Origin of the sequence: Shewanella denitrificans OS217, from assembly GCF_000013765.1 — a bacterium.
Taxonomy (GTDB): domain Bacteria; phylum Pseudomonadota; class Gammaproteobacteria; order Enterobacterales; family Shewanellaceae; genus Shewanella; species Shewanella denitrificans.
In genome coordinates, this window is record NC_007954.1 from 946,381 (window position 1) to 965,233 (window position 18,853).

Annotated in this window: 16 protein-coding genes and 1 other RNA gene; 12 read left to right on the forward strand and 5 right to left on the reverse strand. The window is 46.1% G+C overall.

The genetic code is table 11. The features are described from left to right. Positions 1-222 precede the first annotated feature (222 nt). Entirely contained in the window at positions 223-693 is a 471-nt protein-coding gene (gene argR, locus SDEN_RS04300) for a transcriptional regulator ArgR (protein ID WP_041405667.1), read from the reverse strand. Positions 694-971: 278 nt separating this feature from the next. On the opposite strand from argR, the gene mdh reads away from it, so the two are divergent. Next, complete coding sequence (gene mdh, locus SDEN_RS04305) at positions 972-1,907, forward strand: malate dehydrogenase (RefSeq protein ID WP_011495280.1); 936 nt, start codon at positions 972-974, stop codon at positions 1,905-1,907. Between the two features lie 81 nt (positions 1,908-1,988). Continuing rightward, the gene (gene folM / locus SDEN_RS04310; RefSeq protein WP_011495281.1) at positions 1,989-2,741 is read left to right on the forward strand and encodes a dihydromonapterin reductase; all 753 of its coding nucleotides are present in this window, start codon (positions 1,989-1,991) and stop codon (positions 2,739-2,741) included. Between the two features lie 377 nt (positions 2,742-3,118). Here the strand turns inward: folM and SDEN_RS04315 are convergent, their stop codons facing one another. The 3 genes from SDEN_RS04315 to zapA form a co-directional block, all read right to left on the reverse strand. Next, positions 3,119-3,880, reverse strand: a complete 762-nt coding sequence (locus tag SDEN_RS04315; RefSeq protein WP_011495282.1) for a 5-formyltetrahydrofolate cyclo-ligase — start codon at positions 3,878-3,880, stop codon at positions 3,119-3,121. A gap of 8 nt (positions 3,881-3,888) precedes the next feature. Continuing rightward, a non-coding RNA gene (ssrS, locus tag SDEN_RS20150) (6S RNA) lies at positions 3,889-4,070 on the reverse strand. Positions 4,071-4,119: 49 nt separating this feature from the next. After that, the gene (gene zapA, locus SDEN_RS04320; protein WP_011495283.1) at positions 4,120-4,428 is read right to left on the reverse strand and encodes a cell division protein ZapA; all 309 of its coding nucleotides are present in this window, start codon (positions 4,426-4,428) and stop codon (positions 4,120-4,122) included. Positions 4,429-4,790: 362 nt separating this feature from the next. Here zapA and SDEN_RS04325 point away from each other — a divergent pair, with 362 nt between their 5' ends. The 8 genes from SDEN_RS04325 (at position 4,791) to SDEN_RS04360 (ending at position 16,103) form a co-directional block, all read left to right on the forward strand. Beyond that, positions 4,791-5,366 (forward strand): UPF0149 family protein, encoded by a 576-nt coding sequence (locus tag SDEN_RS04325; RefSeq protein ID WP_011495284.1) that lies wholly within the window; start codon positions 4,791-4,793, stop codon positions 5,364-5,366. A 35-nt stretch (positions 5,367-5,401) separates the two neighbouring features. After that, positions 5,402-6,667, forward strand: a complete 1,266-nt coding sequence (ubiH, locus tag SDEN_RS04330; RefSeq protein ID WP_011495285.1) for a 2-octaprenyl-6-methoxyphenyl hydroxylase — start codon at positions 5,402-5,404, stop codon at positions 6,665-6,667. Positions 6,668-6,743: 76 nt separating this feature from the next. Continuing rightward, positions 6,744-7,961 carry an FAD-dependent 2-octaprenylphenol hydroxylase gene (locus SDEN_RS04335; protein WP_011495286.1) on the forward strand — a complete coding sequence of 406 codons (1,218 nt, stop codon included), beginning with the start codon at positions 6,744-6,746 and terminating at the stop codon, positions 7,959-7,961. Positions 7,962-8,198: 237 nt separating this feature from the next. Then, on the forward strand, positions 8,199-9,293 hold the full coding sequence (gene gcvT, locus SDEN_RS04340; protein ID WP_011495287.1) for a glycine cleavage system aminomethyltransferase GcvT: 1,095 nt from the start codon (positions 8,199-8,201) through the stop codon (positions 9,291-9,293). A 78-nt stretch (positions 9,294-9,371) separates the two neighbouring features. Beyond that, complete coding sequence (gene gcvH, locus SDEN_RS04345; protein WP_011495288.1) at positions 9,372-9,761, forward strand: glycine cleavage system protein GcvH; 390 nt, start codon at positions 9,372-9,374, stop codon at positions 9,759-9,761. 219 nt (positions 9,762-9,980) lie between these two features. Further along, entirely contained in the window at positions 9,981-12,869 is a 2,889-nt protein-coding gene (gene gcvP, locus SDEN_RS04350; RefSeq protein WP_041405668.1) for an aminomethyl-transferring glycine dehydrogenase, read from the forward strand. 797 nt (positions 12,870-13,666) lie between these two features. Next, positions 13,667-14,740, forward strand: coding sequence for a nucleoid-associated protein (locus tag SDEN_RS04355; RefSeq protein ID WP_011495290.1), 1,074 nt, complete (start codon positions 13,667-13,669; stop codon positions 14,738-14,740). After that, on the forward strand, positions 14,733-16,103 hold the full coding sequence (locus SDEN_RS04360) for a hypothetical protein (protein WP_198134626.1): 1,371 nt from the start codon (positions 14,733-14,735) through the stop codon (positions 16,101-16,103). The genes SDEN_RS04355 and SDEN_RS04360 overlap by 8 nt, the downstream gene beginning before the upstream one ends. 213 nt (positions 16,104-16,316) lie before the next feature. Here SDEN_RS04360 and SDEN_RS20470 read toward each other — a convergent pair whose 3' ends face one another. After that, positions 16,317-16,499, reverse strand: a complete 183-nt coding sequence (locus SDEN_RS20470; RefSeq protein ID WP_157599830.1) for a hypothetical protein — start codon at positions 16,497-16,499, stop codon at positions 16,317-16,319. A 463-nt stretch (positions 16,500-16,962) separates the two neighbouring features. Between SDEN_RS20470 and SDEN_RS04370 the strand changes: the two genes are divergently transcribed. Together SDEN_RS04370 and SDEN_RS21010 are read left to right on the forward strand one after the other, a co-directional pair. Further along, complete coding sequence (locus tag SDEN_RS04370) at positions 16,963-18,480, forward strand: Fic family protein (RefSeq protein WP_011495292.1); 1,518 nt, start codon at positions 16,963-16,965, stop codon at positions 18,478-18,480. 186 nt (positions 18,481-18,666) lie between these two features. Further along, positions 18,667-18,852: a type II toxin-antitoxin system RelE family toxin gene (locus SDEN_RS21010; RefSeq protein WP_011495293.1), complete on the forward strand. Its 186-nt coding sequence runs from the start codon at positions 18,667-18,669 to the stop codon at positions 18,850-18,852. The last annotated feature ends 1 nt before the right edge of the window (position 18,853 follow it).

Sequence of the window (18,853 nt, forward strand, 5' to 3'; positions counted from 1 at the left end):
CCGCTAATGCCGATTAGTTAACCATAAACTGATCGGTTGATCGATCTAAAATAGCCATCAGACTCCGAGTGTAATCAATACACTCGGATTTTTATAGACGTATCTATTGCGCCGGAGATTATCAATGATTGGAAACCAAAGAATGTTGAAAGCCTAAGCCAATTATTGCCTTGAGTTTATAGAGGATGCATTGGTATCTCAGCCCAAGTTACGCGCTAAGGCCTATTCGGTATAGTTGAATAATGACTTAACGGTTTCCAAGGTATCATCGATGGTTTTAATGCTGGCAGGGCAAATAAAGATGGTGTCATCCCCAGCTATGGTACCTAAAATGCCTTCGGGTTTACCTATAGAGTCCAATAAACGGGCAATAAGCTGGGCCGCACCTGGGCTTGTTCTCACCACTATCATGGCTTGGTTGTGATCAACATCGAGTACTAGGTTTTTCACCGGACTGCCCGCAGTGGGAACGCCAAGCTCTGCAGGTAAGCAGTAAACCATCTCTTGCTTAGCATTACGGGTGCGTACGGCGCCAAATTTACTCAGCATGCGGGAGACTTTAGACTGGTTAATATTGCCAAACCCTTCGGCTTGTAGTGCTGTGACTATTTCGCTTTGACTGGCGAAGCTTTCGTCCTTTAATAATGCCTTAAAGGTCCTGACTAGCTCGTCCTGTTGTTTCGGTGCTGACATAGGTATTTTCATCTTGTTGTATTATTCAAAAATCTTAGGCATTGTGAATAAATAAAGTGATTTGGTCAAGAAAAGTCGTTATCAGTGAATAAAAATTCACTTAAGGCCTGTTGGCTGGCTAAACCCTCACATATGGGCTACATCTTAATGACAAATTTACCTTAGAATTTACTCAAGTCTACCAAGGTATAATTGAAATTATTGTTACTATGCAGTAATGTGGCGCCACAATTGATGTGGCTCTAAGTCACACACTTAAAAACTAGATGGAGATAATCATGAAAGTTGCCGTTCTTGGTGCTGCTGGCGGTATTGGCCAGGCATTAGCTTTATTGTTAAAAACTCAACTGCCTGCGGGTTCTAAGTTGTCTCTGTATGATATCGCACCTGTTACTCCAGGTGTTGCAGTGGACCTAAGCCACATACCAACAGCCGTTGAAATCAAAGGTTTTGCCGGTGAAGATCCCACTCCAGCCCTCGTCGATGCTGATGTAGTGTTAATCTCTGCAGGTGTTGCCCGTAAGCCGGGTATGGACCGTTCTGATTTATTCAACATCAACGCCGGTATCGTGCGTAACCTAATGGAAAAAGTGGCAGCAACTTGCCCTAAAGCCTTAGTGGGTATTATCACTAACCCAGTGAACACCACAGTGGCTATTGCCGCTGAAGTGATGAAAAAAGCCGGTGTTTACGATAAGAACCGTTTATTCGGTGTGACTACCCTTGATGTTATCCGCTCTGAAACCTTCATCGCTGAATTAAAAGGCCTGAATGTTGCTGACGTGAACATCAATGTGATCGGCGGCCACAGCGGCGTGACTATTCTGCCATTATTGTCTCAAGTTAAGGGCGTAAGCTTCACAGATGAAGAAGTTGCTGCGTTAACTAAGCGTATCCAGAACGCGGGCACTGAAGTGGTTGAAGCTAAAGCCGGTGGCGGCAGCGCAACTTTATCTATGGGGCAAGCCGCTTGTCGTTTCGGCCTGTCTTTAGTTCGTGGTCTTCAAGGTGAAGCGAACGTGGTTGAATGTGCCTATGTCGATGGCGGCAGTGAACACGCTCAGTTCTTCGCACAGCCCATACTTCTTGGTAAGAATGGCGTTGAAAAAGTCATGCCTTATGGTGAAGTCAGTGCATTCGAAGCTAACGCTCGCGATGCCATGTTAGACACGCTAAATGCTGATATCAAACTGGGTGTTGAATTCGTTAAGTAATCCACTTAGTGAATTAACCTAGATAATAACGCTAAGCCTCGGCTTAGCGTTTTTTTTACCTTAGAAAAGGCGAGCCCAAGTATGAGTCAAACCCTATTAATCACTGGCGTTGGCAAGCGAATAGGTTATGCCCTCGCCAAGGACTTATTAGCCAAAGGCCATAGGGTCATAGGCACCTATCGCAGTCATTACCCCAGTATCGATGAGTTAGGGCAATTAGGTGCAAGTGTGTACCAATGCGATTTAACCCATGAGGCAGCCTTAGATGAGGTGCTTAACCGCATCAAACAGCAGCATCAACAGCTCGATGGCATCATACATAACGCTTCAGACTGGCTTGGGGATAATAACGGCTTAAGCCCAGCTGACACCATGGCGCGCATGATGCAAATCCATGTTACGGCGCCCTATCAGATTAACTTAAGCCTTGCACCCTTATTAACTCAGGCGGCGCTCGGGGCCTCGAGCACAGATAAAAGCGCGGCGATTGGCGCCAGCAACATCATACATATCACAGATTATGTGGCAGAGAAGGGCAGTAAGAAGCACATAGCTTATGCGGCCAGTAAAGCGGCGCTGCACAATATGACCTTATCTTTTGCCGCTAAATTCGCGCCAGAAATTAAAGTGAACTCCATTGCCCCAGCGATGATTCTATTTAATGAAGGGGATGATGCAGCTTATCAAGCCAAGACTTTGGCCAAGGCCATCTTGCCAAAAGAGGCGGGCACTGAAGAAATTATCGCGGTAGTGGATTATTTGCTGGGCAGTCACTATGTCACTGGCCGCAGCTTCGCCGTGGATGGCGGCAGACATTTATACCAATCACATTAATTATGTGATCTATCAGAGTGCCTCAAGCTTTTCAATTCAAGGCGCATTAATGCAGTAAGGGTTATTCCCTTTCAAATTAATGCAACGATGAAGTGGAACGCTTGAGACGCTCCCAAGGGGCGGGTTTCAAAGGGGGTTTCTCTGCGTTGAAGACTTTTGACATAGCACCACTATGCCTTCAAGCCTTCGCCTTGATTAATCCCCTTTGAATTCCCGCTGAATGACCAGATAATTAATACGATTGGTATTAGTTTGAAGATGTAAAAGATTAAGATAACGGAACGCTGCGCTTACGGATAACGGAACCGCATTCCGTAGCCCGAAGGGCGTTCAGTAGGCTCAAAGAGCCGTTCTAGATCGCCTGCGAGTTCAGAGTCTTACGGCGTGATGCGCCTTGTGGGGGTGATGATCATCGCCAAGGGAATATCCCAGGCTTCAACGGGGATATGGCTCACTTGCTGGCAATCGTGGGCAAAACCGATGGCGATAGGTGGCGTGAGCGCTTGAAAGGCCGGTGGGCCGAAGGCTAATGCTTGGGGGGTTAACGCGCCTAAACAGCGATCATAATAACCGCCGCCCATGCCAATGCGGTTGCCATGGATATCAAACGCCACCAGTGGCGTTAAGATCACATCCAGCTTAAAGGCTGGCATCAGCTGAGTCACATCAAGTTTTGGCTCTAAAATACCAAATTGATTGGCTTCAAGTTGAGTCTGCTTATCATAATGCAGGAAGATCAACTGGCCTTCACGAAACGGGTGCAGGCGTGGCAGATAGGTGGTGACCCCTTCTTGCCATAAGGTCTCGATGAGTTTATCAGTGGCAAGCTCGCCATCATTAGCGCGATACAAGGCCACATGCTTGGCATTTGAAGCTTGAATTTCAGCCAAAATATGGCGACTGGCGATAAGGGCTAATTGCTCTTGTTCATCTTGATTGATGCAGTTGCGGCTCTGCCTGACGAGTTTTCGTATTTCATTACGGCTTAAGTCAGTAGTGTCTAAGGCTTGGCTGTTGGCGGCGCTGGAGGAAAAATACGCCACATTTGAGATAGGATCACTGGCTGCCATAACGGGCGTTGGATTAGCAACACGGCCCATTAAATCGATGGCGTGTTGCGCTTGTGCATTGTGATTCATAAGATAAGATGCTCCCCAAAATACCGCTGCCGGTGTAGCCCTTGAACCGTAGGTTCAAGGCGGGTAAATGATTACCTCCTAAGGCTTCTCAGTACAAGCTGAGCATGCGCAATGTCAGTAAAAACATTCACCCTGGTTTAAAAATTATCGGCACAGGGACATTACCAGCTGGCGAATATCCCAGGGAGCAAAACTGGGTTTAGAAAAGTGTCATGGACACTGTCCTAATTAACTAGAGTTTAGTCTTCTTTACGGGTCCGCTCAACCAAAGCTGATTCCAACGTGACCTGAAGCAAAGAAATACGCTCATCCATTTGCGCCATATATTGTTTATTTTTTTGTTTTTCTTCAAACAGTTCATAGCCAATATTTAGCGCAGCCATGATGGCTAATTCTTCGCGACTTAAATTATTGGTGCGAGTCCTAAGTGTGGCCAGCTGCTGCTCAACCTCTTTAGCCACAGCGCGCAAGGCTTCCTCGCGACCCCGTGGGCAAGCGATAGAGTAGGTGCGACCCAAAAGGGTGATATCAATGGCACTGTTACTCATAATGGCGGCTTAGGATCCTTATTCTCGACACAAGGCGGACTATATAGGGCTGATCTTAAAAGTGCAAGCTGTGCCCGCCCATTGAGTACCATTTGCTGCTTGAGTGAACAATTGCCATGTTGGACAACCGATAACGGATTACGGATTACAGATTACAGATTACAGATGATGCTGCTTGAGTGAGCGATTGCCATGTTGGACAACCGACAACCGACAACCGACAACCGATTACAGATTACAGATTACGGATTACAGATGACCACAAGTATGGCCTAGATCACGCTTATGCTGACTTTAGTCTGGCTTGCAGGCGGCTAATTCTGCTAGCATTGCATAAGTTATCCCATAAATTGGAACCCATTATGGCTACCCCCCCTTCATTATGTATCGACAATCTTAAACAAGCATTAGACAAGGCCGACATAGGTCAGCACCCAGTGGAAGTTCATGGGGCTTTGGTTGGGCTGGTGTGTGGTGGTGTGGAGCAAGAAAGCTTTGCTTGGGTTAAGCCTTTGCTCGATCTGATGAATGACGGTGAGACCCTGCCTCAAGAATTGCAGCTGTTAATTATCGACTTGTTCCAAGACACAGTCGCGCGCCTTGGGGACATGGATTTTGGCTTCACGCCATTATTACCCGAAGAAGAAGCCTCATTGAGTGAACGGGTAGAAGCCTTATCTTTATGGGCCCAGAGCTTCCTCACAGGGCTTGCCATTATTCAGCCTAAACTCAATTCGGCGTCGGCAGATGTCCAGGAAGTGATCAAAGACTTAGCGGAAATCGCTCAGGTGGAGTTTGATGTCAGTGATGATGAAGAATCAGAAGCGGCCTTTGTCGAGCTACATGAATTTGTGCGCATGGCGGCCATCTTGTGTTATTCCGAATTTGGCCCAGAGCCAGAGCTAGGTGACAACGAGCAGAGCGCGGCGCTCCACTAATCTCAATCCCATAGGGCAAGCTTAAGGTCACCTCAATGTCAGAGTTACAGGCACAGTCACAAATAAATGCTGTGGATATCGCCATCGTTGGCGGTGCTATGGCTGGCAGTATCTTGGCCTTAGGTTTACGCAAACTTAAGGGCTCGCAGCCACTGAAAATAGCCCTTATCGAAGCATTCGAGCCAAGCGCTAGCCATCCAGGTTTTGATGCTCGCTCAATTGCGCTTTCTCATGGCTCCATTTTCGAATTGACTCGACTTGGGCTGTGGGAAAAGCTTGCGCCCCTTGGCACCGCCATTGAGCATATTCATGTGTCTGACAGAGGCCATTTGGGCATGACATGCCTTGATGCGGCGCAGTTTAACCTCGCCGCCATGGGCCAAGTGGTTGAGCTATCCCGAGTAGGCAGCGTGCTGTTCGATGAGTTAAGCCAAAGCGATATAAGCCTCTATTGCCCGGATACCTTAATCAGTATTGCGGCCGAGCCTGAGCATCAATTACTCACCTTAGCCAGTGGTGCGCGCATTCAGGCTAAATTATTAATCGCCGCAGATGGCGCTAACTCTGTGGTGGCGCAGCATTTCAAGCTTCCGCGCACCCAAGTGGATTTTAATCAAACTGCGCTGGTTGCCAATATCGTCAGCCAAGACGCTCATCAACACCAGGCCTTTGAGCGCTTTACCGACACAGGCCCCTTGGCCTTGTTGCCCATGGCGGATAACGCTGGCAAGCACAGGTTTTCTCTAGTGTGGGCGCTGGAGCCACAGCGCGCCGCGCACTTAGCTGACGCACCAAAGGATGAATTTCTCAGCCAATTACAACAGGCTTTTGGATATCGGGCGGGTCAGTTTATCGATGTGGGCCAGCGGGTGAGCTATCCCTTGAGCCTGTCTTATATGCCAAGGCCGCAACATCACAGGTGCTTATTTGTCGGTAACGCTGCGCAAACCTTGCACCCCATTGCGGGCCAAGGGTTTAACTTAGGCCTTAGAGACGTGGTGAGCCTAATTGATATGCTCGCTGATGCCCTTGCCGAGTCAATGGCGACTCAGGAGTGTCAGTTGACTCAGACGACCAAGGAACTGGATTGCGGCAACAGTAAACTCTTGCATCAGTACAGCCTGGCCCGTGAGTCAGATAGGCGCAGCACCTTAAGTTATATCGAGTTCTTAGTGCGCGGTTTTTCGAATCAACACTGGCCCTTAGTGGCGGGGCGCAATTTGGGACTAAGACTATTGTCATGGTGCCCGCCGCTAAAACAACCCGTAGGCCAACGCGCCATGGGTTGGCACAAGTATTAATCGGCTTATGTGGTCAGTACTTTTATTATAAATGCTGACTCAGTGCTTAATCGCCATAAAGAGTGAAGGAATGACTATGTTTTCAACGCAAACCTTTGATGTTGCCATAGTAGGTGGCGGCATGGTGGGGCTCGCCACCGCCATAGGTCTGGCGCTCAATGACATGAATGTGGTGGTCATTGACGCAGGTCATACCCTGGACGTCAGCGGTGAGCCAAAACTTAGGGTCAGTGCCATCAATCATGCCAGCCAGCAATTGTTGGAAAACTTAGGCGCTTGGGGCTATTTAGACTCGTCGCGCTTAAGCCCTTACAGCAAGATGGCGGTATGGGATAAGGACGGCCTAGGGAAAATCGGCTTCGATGCCCATACCTTAGCTCAAGCTCACCTTGGCACCATAGTGGAGAATCAGGCCATTAGCGCCGCTCTTGCCAGCCGCGCCAGTGAATTAAGCTCATTGCACCATATTCAAGGCCAGCGGCTAGAGCGCTTAGCCTTTGGCGAGCGCGAAGCCTGGCTGACCTTAGACAATGGCGACAGCATCAGCGCCGCTGTGGTGATTGCCGCCGATGGCGCCCATTCCTGGGTGCGAGAGCAATGCAAAATCCCGCAAACATTTTGGGATTACGGCCACCATGCCATAGTCGCGACAGTCCGCACCGCTGAGCCACATCAAGACACCGCAAGGCAAGTCTTCCTTCCCGATGGCCCCTTGGCCTTATTGCCGCTGTTTGAGGCGAATTTACACTCTATCGTCTGGTCGGTGCCGCCGGAGCAAGCCAGCCGATTACTGAACATGGACAAGGATGAGTTTTCTAAGGCCTTAACCGCCGCCTTCGATGCACGCCTTGGGGTGTGTACGCTTGTGAGTGAGCGTCAAAGCCACCCGCTAAGAATGCGCTATGCGCGCCACTTTGCCCGCCATAGGCTGATACTGGCAGGGGATGCGGCCCATACTATTCATCCCTTGGCGGGGCAGGGGGTTAATTTAGGCTTTCTCGATGCCGCCAGCATAGTACAAACCTTGACTGAGCTTAATGAGCAGGGCCGAGACTTAGGCGATTACGCTAACCTTAGGCCCTTAGAGCGTTGGCGCAAGGCTGAAGCCATGGAGATGATAGCGGCAATGGAAGGCTTTAAACGCCTCTTTGAAGGCAGTAATCCCCTTAAAAAAGCCATCCGCGATCTGGGATTAAACCTAGTGGATAATGTCGCTGGGCTGAAAACAGTGTTCATCAAACAGGCTATGGGCTACAAAAGTGACTTGCCTAAGCTGTGTAGGCCTTCAAATTAACCTTAGCCAAGCTGAGCCGATAAGCAGAAACTGCTTTAATATCAGTGGATGAGCGGAAGCTGCTGATTAAGTTATGAATTAAGTAAGCATTAATCATTAGTAAAACTAATGTTCAGACTAATGGATTAGAAAATTTTTCTCTATACAATTCAATCTTGGTGGGTATACTTTTGCGCAGATTTTATCAAAAGCAGACCCATGGTTAATACCAGTAAGAGGCCCCAAAAAGGGATTACAATGGCTAATAAAACTGTACTGTTTCACAAGCATCTCGAATCTAACGCCAAAATGGTGGATTTTCACGGCTGGGATATGCCGCTGAACTACGGCTCACAAATTGAAGAGCACCACGCAGTGCGTCAAGACGCAGGCATGTTTGACGTGTCTCACATGACAGTAGTGGACGTGACCGGCCAAGACGCCCGTGACTTCCTACGTAAATTATTAGCCAATGATGTTGCCAAATTGACTGTCCCAGGCAAGGCCCTTTACGGCGGTATGCTGGATGACAACGCCGGCGTTATCGATGATTTGATCACCTATTACTTAAGCGACACTCACTACCGCGTAGTAGTGAACTCGGCCACCCGTGAAAAAGACTTAGCCTGGATAGCCAAGCAGTCGGCGCCTTTTAGCGTCACCATCACAGAGCGCCCAGAGCTTGCGATGATCGCAGTGCAAGGCCCGAACGCCAAAGCCAAGGCCGCCACAGTATTTACCCCTGAGCAAAACAGCGCAGTAGAAGGCATGAAGCCTTTCTTTGGCTTGCAATCAGGCAGCTTGTTTATCGCCACCACAGGTTACACAGGTGAAGCGGGCTACGAAATTATCGTCCCAGAGCAAGACGCCGAAGACTTATGGCAAGCGCTATTGAATACCGGCGTTAAGCCATGTGGCCTTGGTGCTCGTGATACCTTGCGTCTTGAAGCAGGCATGAACCTCTATGGCCTAGACATGGACGAAAGCATCAACCCGCTAGCCGCCAACATGGGCTGGACTATCGCGTGGGAGCCTAGCGATCGCGACTTTATTGGCCGCGCTGCACTGACCGAATTAAAAGCCCAAGGCACAGAAAAATTAGTCGGCTTGGTGATGGAAGAAAAGGGCGTTTTACGCCATGATATGCCAGTATTCTTCACCGACAGTGACGGCGTTGAGCAGCAAGGCTATATTACTAGCGGGACTTTTTCGCCAACATTGGGCTATTCTATTGCCATGGCACGGGTGCCCGCGGGCATAGGCGCCATAGCCGAAGTGGAAATGCGCAAGAAGCGCGTTGCCGTAAAAGTGATTGCCCCTAGCTTTGTGCGCAACGGTAAGCAAGCCTTTTAGGCATTGGCTCACGAACCGTTGATAGTTAACAGACATTCTAAAAATATAAAAAGTACCTGAACTTAAGGAACAAACACAATGAGCACTATCCCGACAGATTTAAAATTTGCCTCTTCACACGAATGGGTTCGCAAGGAAGACGACGGTAGCTATACAGTGGGCATCACAGAACATGCTCAAGAGCTGTTAGGCGACATGGTATTCGTGGAATTACCAGAAGTGGGTGATTCAGTCAGCGCGGGTGCAGAATGCGCCGTTGCTGAGTCGGTAAAAGCCGCATCAGACATCTACGCGCCGATTTCAGGCGAAGTGGTTGCGGTGAACAGCTCATTAGAAGATTCACCAGAATTAGTGAACAGCGACGCATACGGTGACGGCTGGTTCTTCCGCATCATGCCATCTGACGAGTCAGAAGTGGATGCATTGCTCGATGCTGAAGGCTACCAAGATGTGATTGACGAAGCCTAGTCATATTTGTCTACATTGAAGCTCCCTTGGGAGCTTCTTTGTTATTTGCTTTGAGGTATTTAAACGGCTGTTTTAGAGCGGACATCGCCTGACAGCAAGCTGTATTTAAATATCAGTACTCATTCCAGTTTTTTCGAGCGCCCTGTGCCCTACATGCCCAGACGCATAGGACTAAGACGCCTAAGACTAAGACTGGCAGATTTGGAATATAAGTTTATCATGACCAAGCAAACGCTTACCCAGCTAGAGCAACACGAACTCTTCTTAACCCGTCATATCGGCCCAAATGCTGCTCAGCAGCAAGAAATGCTGAGTTTTGTCGGCGCAGAGTCCTTAGACGATCTCACCGCACAAACTGTGCCGGGTGCCATTCGTCTACCTCAAGATCTCACCATAGGTGATTCTTGTGGTGAAGCCGAAGGCATAGCCTATATCCGCAACATAGCCGACAAGAACAAAGTCTTTAAGAGCTATATCGGTATGGGTTATTACGGGGTGCAAGTGCCAAACGTCATCTTGCGTAACGTGTTTGAAAACCCAGGTTGGTACACAGCTTATACCCCTTATCAGCCAGAAATCGCTCAGGGCCGTTTAGAAGCTATTCTTAACTTCCAGCAGATGTCGATGGACTTAACCGGCCTAGATCTTGCCTCGGCATCCTTACTGGATGAAGCGAGCGCCGGCGCCGAAGCCATGGCGCTAGCAAAGCGTGTCTCTAAAGCCAAAAAAGCCAACATCTTCTTCGTTGCCGATGACGTGTTCCCGCAGACCTTAGATGTGGTGCAAACCCGCGCCGAATGTTTCGGTTTTGAAGTGGTGGTGGGGCCTGCCGCCGATGCCGTTAACTACGAGCTGTTTGGCGCCTTGTTCCAATACTCGAACCGTCATGGTCAAATCAGTGATTTCACAGCGCTATTTAGCGAACTTCGCGCTAAAAACGTGGTAGTGACAGTGGCAGCAGATTTGATGGCGTTAATGCTACTTAAATCACCAGGCGCCATGGGCGCAGACGTGGTCTTCGGTAGTGCCCAGCGCTTTGGCGTACCTATGGGGTACGGCGGCCCACACGCGGCATTCTTCGTGGCCCGTGATGAGCACAAGCGTTCTATGCCTGGGCGCATTATCGGTGTGTCTAAAGACACCCGTGGCAACATGGCACTGCGCATGGCAATGCAGACGCGCGAGCAACATATTCGCCGCGAAAAAGCCAACTCAAACATTTGTACTGCGCAGATTCTATTAGCCAACATGGCCTCGTTCTACGCCGTATTCCATGGCCCACAAGGCCTTAAGACCATAGCGACGCGCATCAATCGTCTGGCAGATATTTTAGCTTTTGGCCTTAAAGCCAAGGGCCTAAGCCTAGTGAACGACGCTTGGTTTGATACCGTGTCGGTGAAAGGCGCAGACATTGGCGCCATTCAAGCGCGCGCCATCGCAGCTGGCATTAACTTGCGCATCGATGCCGATGGCGTGTTTGGCATAAGCCTTGATGAAACCACACTGCGAAGCGATATCGCCGATTTATTCGATGCCATTTTAGGCGCAGGCCATGGCCTAGATGTGGCGGCAATTGATGCACAGCTTGTGGCGGCGAACAGCAGCTCAATCCCAGCGGCATTAGTGCGAACAGATGCCGTATTAACTCATCCAACCTTTAATCGCTACCAGAGCGAAACCGAGATGATGCGTTACATCAAGCGCCTTGAAAACAAAGATTTAGCCTTGAACCATTCGATGATATCACTGGGTTCATGCACCATGAAGCTTAACGCTGCCGTAGAAATGCTGCCGGTAAGCTGGCCAGAATTTGCCAACATGCACCCATTCTGCCCGCTAGATCAAGCAGAAGGTTACACTCAGTTAATCAATGAACTGTCTGAATACCTTGTGAAAATCACAGGATACGATGCCGTGTGTATCCAGCCAAACTCGGGCGCGCAGGGCGAGTACGCAGGCCTTCTGGCCATTAAGAAATACCATGAGTCTCGCGGCGATGCCCATAGGGATATTTGTTTAATCCCACAATCTGCTCACGGTACAAACCCAGCGTCGGCTCAGCTTGCTGGCATGAAAGTCGTGGTAACCGCCTGTGATAAGCAAGGTAACGTAGATTTAGACGATTTGCGCGCTAAGGCAAGCGAGCTTGCCGATAGCCTGTCATGCATCATGATCACCTATCCTTCGACCCACGGCGTGTATGAAGAATCCATCCGTGAAGTGTGTGACATAGTCCACCAATACGGCGGTCAAGTGTACTTAGATGGCGCTAACATGAATGCTCAGGTGGGCCTAACGTCACCTGGCTTTATCGGCGCCGACGTATCGCATTTGAACCTACACAAGACTTTTGCTATCCCGCACGGCGGCGGTGGTCCAGGCATGGGCCCAATCGGGGTGAAATCTCATCTGGCGCCCTTTGTCGCCGGCCACACTGTGGTAAAACCTGGCCGCGAAAGTGACCATAACGGCGCAGTGTCGGCAGCGCCTTACGGCAGCGCCAGCATATTGCCCATCAGCTGGATGTACATCAAGCTGCTAGGCACCAAAGGCATTAAGCAGTCGACTCAAACCGCGCTATTAAACGCTAACTATGTGATGAAGAAGCTGTCGGCGCATTACCCAGTCTTGTTTACTGGCCGCAACGATCGCGTCGCTCACGAGTGTATTATCGATTTGCGCCCACTCAAAGAAGCCTCAGGCGTCACCGAGATGGATATTGCTAAGCGCCTTAACGATTACGGCTTCCATGCGCCAACCATGAGTTTCCCTGTGGCAGGCACCTTGATGATAGAGCCAACCGAGTCTGAATCTAAGGTTGAATTAGACAGATTCATCGAGGCCATGGTGTCCATACGCGGCGAAATCGCCAAGGTGGAGTCTGGTGAGTGGCCAGTGGACAACAACCCACTGCACAATGCACCGCATACCATGGCGGACATTATGGACCCAGAGTTTGATTCACGTCCTTACAGCCGTGAAGTGGCGGTGTTCCCAAGTGCCGCGGTGAAAGCCAATAAGTTCTGGCCAACGGTTAACCGTATTGATGATGTATATGGCGATAGGAATCTGATGTGTAGTTGCGTCCCTTTGAGTGATTATGAATAATCATTAGAGCTAGAGGTTCCTGAATAGGAACCTTGATATGAAGGCGAACCCTGAGTGGTTCGCCTTTTTTATAATCTGCTTTTCACAAAGTGTGTTTACTAGATGTCCAAGCTTCGCTTGGAACAAAGTCGTAGGCTTCCAGCCCACACCCGGGCAAGGAGGACTGCTCGTCCTAGTCCTCCTTGCATCCACCTAAGACGTTCCGGCAACAATTTTCCCTAGTTACTTAAGGCAAGGAAGCGAAAATGTCGCGACGGAAATTGATCCAGCATCCACCTTTATTGGTACCTTGCCTCGGCCTTACTCGAAAATGCTAACGCTTCCGATGGGGCGTCCCTTCCCCCCGAAAGCTAGCCTGACGTCCTGTCAGGCTCACGCTATTTTCTTCGACGACCTCAATGTAGGCGAAACTTAAGATCATTGATAACCGCCCCCGCTTTTCTTGAGAAGAAAAGCGTAGGTTTTTATTCTCTGTAGAGAGTTATCATCGGTAGAAACGCCATGTGTAATGGTTAGCCTCAAGTGGTTTTATTGAGTTAAAGCATTAAAAAGCAACCTTTTGGTCGTTTTTTTGTAGATGAAATAGTATATACTTTGGTTAGTTTTTTTAGGTATATTGAATTAGTTTCTCATTTTATATAGAAAGAGAGAAAGTATGAATTCAAAAAATGCCATATAAAAAATCATGGTATGCGCTATTGTTAAGGAATTTTATCTTGATGAACCTATTTTCAAGATGATGACTTACCAGAGTTGTAGAACTACTTTATAGGACTGGTACATTATAAGGATATACAATGGCGTCAATTAAGCGCTTCGTAATTCATGAGCTATTTAAAGATAAAAAACCAGATATTGCTGGTGAACTTTTAAATTTAGATAATGAGATAATTCTAAAGCTTGCTAAAGATTTAGTAAAAATCAAGGATGGCAGGACTGCTGTTCTTTGGGGGCAATTTAAAGGGAGTGGTGATTTTCCATTAAAACTCAAAGAATTAGATGCAGAGCTAAAGGAAGACGAGAGGAGTGTTAAATTACTTGAACTCACAGAGCACACTATGGGTGCTTTATATGAAGAAATTGTTCATACGAACAGTAAAGGTGGTTATATTTGTTTTATTGAATATGAATCGTTTCTTGACTGTCGACTAATGGCTGCAATGATAACTAATACGGCAGGAGTTAAGTTAACCAACTTAAAACCTACTAAAGAGGTTCATGTTGATTTAAGTAAGTTGCATCAAGCAGTAGATATAAATGTAAGTGGTTACTCCAAATCTATAAAAGGTGACTTCAAGAAAAACTACTTAAGTTTTATAGGTAAAGGTACGCATACAGATTATTTTACAAATGCTTTTGATTGTATTAATAAAATCACCCCCGCAAAAGCGGTTAATAAAGCCCCTGAAGTGTTAAAGGATTTTTTAGCACAGTTTTATGTTGATAATACAACGCAAAAAAGTGCTAGAGCGCAGCTTGTAAAGTATTTATCGGATAATATTGGAAAAGAAGTACATCTTGCTAAAATTGATGAAATTGCAGTATCTAATTTACCAGCATCTTGCACTGATGAAGAAAAACAAAGTTTTATAGCGTTTAGTAAACAAGATAAGTATGAAATGCCAGCGACTTTTGAAGCTAGAAAAAGTAATGTAGAAAAGTTAGCGAAAATTTATTATGCAACAGACGCATTTAACTTTAACTTTGATCTAGAAAATATAGGTTTGGTTGGGGTGGAAGCTGATTCAAATAAGCCTATATTATTCAACAAAGACAATGATGATGTGATTATCAGAGGTCGAATGATAACCCCAGAAGTGAGAGCTGCAATTATTCAAGTTACCTTGCTTAATGAAGATGAAAATGATTGATATTTTATTTGATAAAACTGTTAAGTTGTTTAAATCTTTCGAAGATGTGATATCTTATGAAAATGGTATCATATGCTTAAAAAAAGAAATCAACCTTTCTAGTGAGCAGGCTTGTTTTTTAAGATATTTGTTTGAACACAAAGATAAGTTTAGAAAGTTTGAGGTGGAAGTTGATTGGGCTGAGGCGGATGTAAGTCATATAGTACCCAGTGCAGAGTGTACAGCTCTAAAAATTGAATTTAATTTGTACGCTGGAAATAGATTTTGTTTTTATAAAAATGAAGCTGATTTATTTGAAAAACTTTCAGTATTTTTGATCCAGGGTAAATCTCTTCCGGATTACTATTACTTCATTGAGGATGATTTTAGGAGTGATAGCGAACTTGTTTATCCTTCTTTAATTAAGTTGAAAATAATATCTAAGTGGATTGAGTTCTTAACTAAAATTTCAGATATTGATAAAAAAACAGATGATGGCATCGCTCTATATTATTTTATAAAAGGTGAGGGTGATAAATTTGCAAAGCCATTGGAAGTAAAGCTAAATAGGTTTGTTGATTTGGTTAATATTGGTGAAATATCTTCTATTGAAGATATTTCAAACTTAATATCAAAAGATGAAAGTGGAAACTTGCATCACAGAGATAGACAATCTTTTTTCAAATTGGCTTTGGTCGATACACTAAGAAGACTAGTGAAAGATGATTCAACAAAGCAAGCTGAGTCGGTGATTTTATTCAGCAACCTAGATAAAATAAAAAACACTTATTATGAACATTATGATATTTTTATTCATAATTTCGCTATTGGTGAATTTCAACTGCAAGTAGAAGAGAAAGGATTCGATTATGCAGAAAAAGTAAGTGCGGTTTTGAATGATATCCAAATTCGATTATACGCAATTCCAGTCGTTTTAGTCAGCTTGGGAGCTTTGGCAAAGGTTGATGATATTTATAGCTATTTGTTCATAATAAGTGGTGTGATAATTACAGCTTTATTTAATCACTGGATGATCAATGATCAGGTTTTAAGATTGGAACAAATAGAGAAAAGTTGTTGTTTTACTTTTGAAAAGTTGAGAGTGCAGGGGAATGAAAAATTAGAATCATGTGACACACTTAAAAACTTAGAAGAAATTGTAGGAAACATTAAAAGTAGAGTTGCTGATAGAAATACAAAGATTACATATTACAAGTTGTTTTGTTGGGTTCCCACTATTATTTCTATAATTCTTTTGTTTTTTAAAGAGTCGAAAGAGATCCTAATTTATATAAATGTTATTAATTATAATATAATCGATTTTATATATGGAATTTGTGATGCTATACGAGAATTAACAGTGCCAGGCATGCTTAATGTTTGAATATTTAAGGGCGACACTGCGGCTGCCAAGGTGAACCATGATCCTTTGCGAGACGACCGTCCATCCCATGGACGGGATGTTCGAGCATACATGGAGGTACTTGCTGCGTGTCGATGAGTAAAGGGCATGGCGAGCCTGTTCGCTGGAGTTTCAATTACACGATTAGCTAAGCTTGGTTTTGTTAAATTTTGCAGCTTGCGAGCTGATGCTGAGTTAACCGTGCCAGCCATTGCTACTACCAGTGCGGCTAATACAAGTGCCATCGCTAGTGTGATCGCTAATACAAATGCAAGCGCGGCTACTTCGGGTAGCGATGCGCTTAGAAGCGAGTAAGCTTGGGGGAGTGGTGCTGAGAGTAGGGTTATCATTTTCATCCTTGAAGGCAATGTGAGCCACGCGCTATATCTTTGGCTGTTAACCTGTAGAGCTTCAACGAGCTAAGCGCTAATCTGCTGCGCTGCAACCAGCCAATGGCTAATCAGCTAATCGGTGAAGCCGCTAATGGCTAATGGCAAAAAATTTCGTTCTAAATCCATGAATGCGTGAATAATATACTCTCAGTTTTGAAAAAATGTAAGCCTTTATTGCCCCCTTTTAACCATGCCATGCTTAATTGCTGTGGTGTGTAATGACCTTTTTGATCTTGAAGTCTTTCATGTCACATCCTAGTGGCTAGATACGGAACTAAACGCTTTTATGTCATAGTCAAAAAATCATAAAACCTACAAATGGAACAACATTAAAACCTATAAAAGGCGTGGCATTAAAACCTATAAATCAAATGACATTAAAACCTATAAATGGTACAACATTAAAACCGAGGTTTAATATAAATTGTGCGTAGCCATTAGGATCTCAAATGAACCCTGTATCACAAAAGCTAGCGGATTCTCTCGAACAGCTGAAACTGCTTCAGGAATCAGGCTCTGTTGCCATACAATCAAAGCAACTTAGCCGCTTACATCGTGAGCGGTTACTTAAGCACGGATTCATCCGCGAAGTTATTCGAGGTTGGTATATTCCTGCTATGCCCGATGAAAAGTTAGGTGACAGCACGTCTTGGTACACATGCTTCTGGGATTTCTGCGGTGCCTATTTGTCAGAGCGGTTCGACCAATCTTGGTGCTTATCGCCTGAGCAGTCTATAAATCACCATATTGGTGACAAAACGGTTCCCCAACAGTTGCTGGTGCGTTCTCCAAAGGGTAACAATAAGCCGACTGACTTCTTGTATAACACTTCTATCTTTGACGTTAGACTAAATTTGCCTGATGTCGAACATATCCAAAGCCTGGCTGGGCTTAATATCTATAGTTTGCCAGCGGCAGTAGTTTATTGCTCGCCTAAGTCGTTTGTTAATTCTCCTATCCAAATGCGCACGGCGCTGTCAATGGTGACTGATGCCTCGGATCTCTTGTCCATATTATTGGCCGCTAATCATAGTGTTATAGCGGGCCGATTAGTGGGCGCTTTTAGGAACATTGGCCGGGATCTTATTGCGGACAACATACTAAAAGGCATGAACGCGGCCGACTTAGTTGTGCTAGAAGAGGATCCTTTCGTAGAAAAAGTGCAACTAAACTTGGGTCGCCGCGATGTCTCACCCTATGTTAATCGAATTCGACTGATGTGGGCGCAGATGCGTGAAGATGTTATCGCACACTTTCCAGAGCCTATGAACCAGACCGTCGATATCGACACTTACATGGCCGAGGTGGAAGAGCAATACGTCACTGACGCCTATCACTCATTGTCCATTGAAGGTTATCGAGTCACTCGTGAACTCATCGAACTGGTTCGTTCTGGAAGTTGGCAGGCCGACGACGGGTCAGGCGAAAGTAAGAAATACTTAGATGCCATGGCTGCTAAAGGCTACTGGGATGCATTTGGGGAAGTGAAAAAAACCGTTAGAGCTGTCTTGGAGGGCAAGAATCCAGGTGATATGTTGGAGCGAGCACATAGTGACTGGTATTTAGCTTTATTTGGCCCAAGTGTTGCTGCCGGTATCATTAAACAATCGGATCTCGCTGGCTACCGAACGGGGCCTGTGTATATTCGCCAGTCTATGCATACGCCTCCTAGTCGGGATGCCGTTAGGACAATGATGCCGACATTGTTTGATTTACTGGCACAGGAAGAAAATGCGGCAGTAAGGCTTGTGCTGGGGCACTTTATTTTTGTGTATATTCATCCTTACTTTGATGGCAATGGCAGAATGGGAAGGTTTATTATGAACTTAATGATGGCCTCGGGGGCTTACCCCTGGACTGTCGTACCAGTCGAACGACGCAGTGAATATATGCAGGCATTGGAATCGGCCAGCGTTAAACAGGATATTGTGCCTTTCACTCAGTTTCTGGCATCACTATTACTTTAGAAATACTGCTTTAGAAAAACTGGGGGTGACAGCTTCAGACTTGCTTCGCTAGACATTAAAGTATGTAGCACAGCAAGGAAAACTCCCCCTTTAAACCTATGTTGCTAACCGATGAAGATCACGCACTTATTGAGCTGGCAAGATCCCGTTTACTTGATCCACAATCGAGTGTGAAGGTTACGCTGGATGACCTATGATTTGACGTTCGATCCTCGGGCTTTCAAAGAATGGCATAAGCTGGGTGATACAGTTCGGCAGCAATTTAAAAAGAAGTTGGCTGAAATTCTTAGTTTAACCATGGCTGCCATGGTTAAACTTGATATGAGCACACCGAGTTGCTGGAAAACCTTCTCTGTTATGTTATTTAGTTAGC